The following is a 1,376-nucleotide window of genomic DNA, read 5'->3' on the forward strand; positions in this document are numbered from 1 at the left end:
GCAAAAAAAAGGTTCTTCGCGGGGAATGGGGGAGGACGGGATTGACGAACTGAACAGGAAGTGGTGGCGGAGGTCTGATGTTGGTAGATTGATAGTCGCCAAACAAATCAGTCTATCAAACCACCGCCATGCTCAATGCTATGTCGTCTGTCCCGTTTTGGGAAGGCCATATTGTCGATGCCGTCCATGAACAAGAAGACGGCTCCCTATTAATCGCCCTCGACACCTGCCCGGTTAGCGATGCCTTGTGCGGAGCGTGCCGACAACCTTGCGTTCTGGTGCATGAGCGTCGACGGCGCAAGGTGCGAGATCGCGACATTCTGGACAAACGTGTCTGGCTCGATGTGCCGATCCGGCGGCTGGACTGCCATCATTGCAATGCCCGCGTTGCCGAACACATCGTCTGGCTTGATCGCCGAGCACGCATCACACACCGTGTACGTTTGTGGGTCGAGGCGCTGGCGCAGCTTCTTCCGATAGCCCATGTGGCCAGACTAACCGGGCTGCACTGGCATACCATTAAAGACATCGATCACCAGCGCTTAAAGCAGTTGCATGGCGACTTCTCCGCTGAGGGCGTGCGGCGCCTGGTCATGGACGAATTTGCTCTGCATAAGGGCCACCGGTATGCCACCGTCGCCCTGGATGCCGAGCGAATGCGCGTGCTGTGGGTTGGAGAAGGCAACAGCCGGGAGACGATCCGACCGTTCTTCGAGATATTAGGAGAGGAAGGCTGCCAGCGCATTGAAGCCGTCGCGATGGACATGAACACGGCGATGGACCTCGAAGTTCGTCAGCAATGTCCAAATGCCGAGGTGGTCTACGACTTGTTCCACGTGGTGGCCCGCTTTGGCCGTGAAGTCGTCGATCGTGTGCGCGTCGATCAAGCCAACACGTTACGCGCCGAGCCCAAGGCCCGCCAGGTCATCAAGCGCAGCCGCTGGCTTTTGCTGCGCAACCGCGACAATCTGAAGGCTGAACAGGCCATCAAGCTCGAAGAACTGCTGGCTGCCAACCAGCCGTTAGCGACGGTTTATTTGCTCAAGACCGAGCTAAAGGAAATCTGGTATGCGCCCTCGGTCCGCGAAGGTGCTCGCCGCTGGAAGACCTGGCTCAGACTGGCCTTGGAAAGCCAGATCCCACCGCTGATCCAGTTTGCCAAACGCCTGGCGAAGTACCGGCGCGGAATTCTGGCTTCGGCCATTTTTCCGATGAACTCATCTGTCTTGGAGGGCGTCAACAATCGCATCAAAGTCATCAAGCGCATGGCCTATGGATTTCGAGACGCATCCTACTTCTTCCTAAAAATCAAGAATGCGTTCCCCGGCAAAGTGCGATGAACCTTTTTTTTCGCCGGTGCAGCCCCATATCAGAGC

General features: G+C 57.0%; 1 protein-coding gene. It reads left to right on the top strand.

The window, feature by feature from the left end; translation table 11 throughout:
* The first annotated feature begins 128 nt into the window (after positions 1-128).
* A complete protein-coding gene (locus tag AWU77_RS02150; protein WP_152625232.1) occupies positions 129-1,340 on the top strand; it encodes an ISL3 family transposase in 1,212 nt (403 codons plus the stop codon).
* Positions 1,341-1,376 lie beyond the last annotated feature (36 nt).

This window comes from Cellvibrio sp. OA-2007 (genome assembly GCF_000953825.1).
Classification (GTDB): Bacteria; Pseudomonadota; Gammaproteobacteria; order Pseudomonadales; family Cellvibrionaceae; genus Cellvibrio.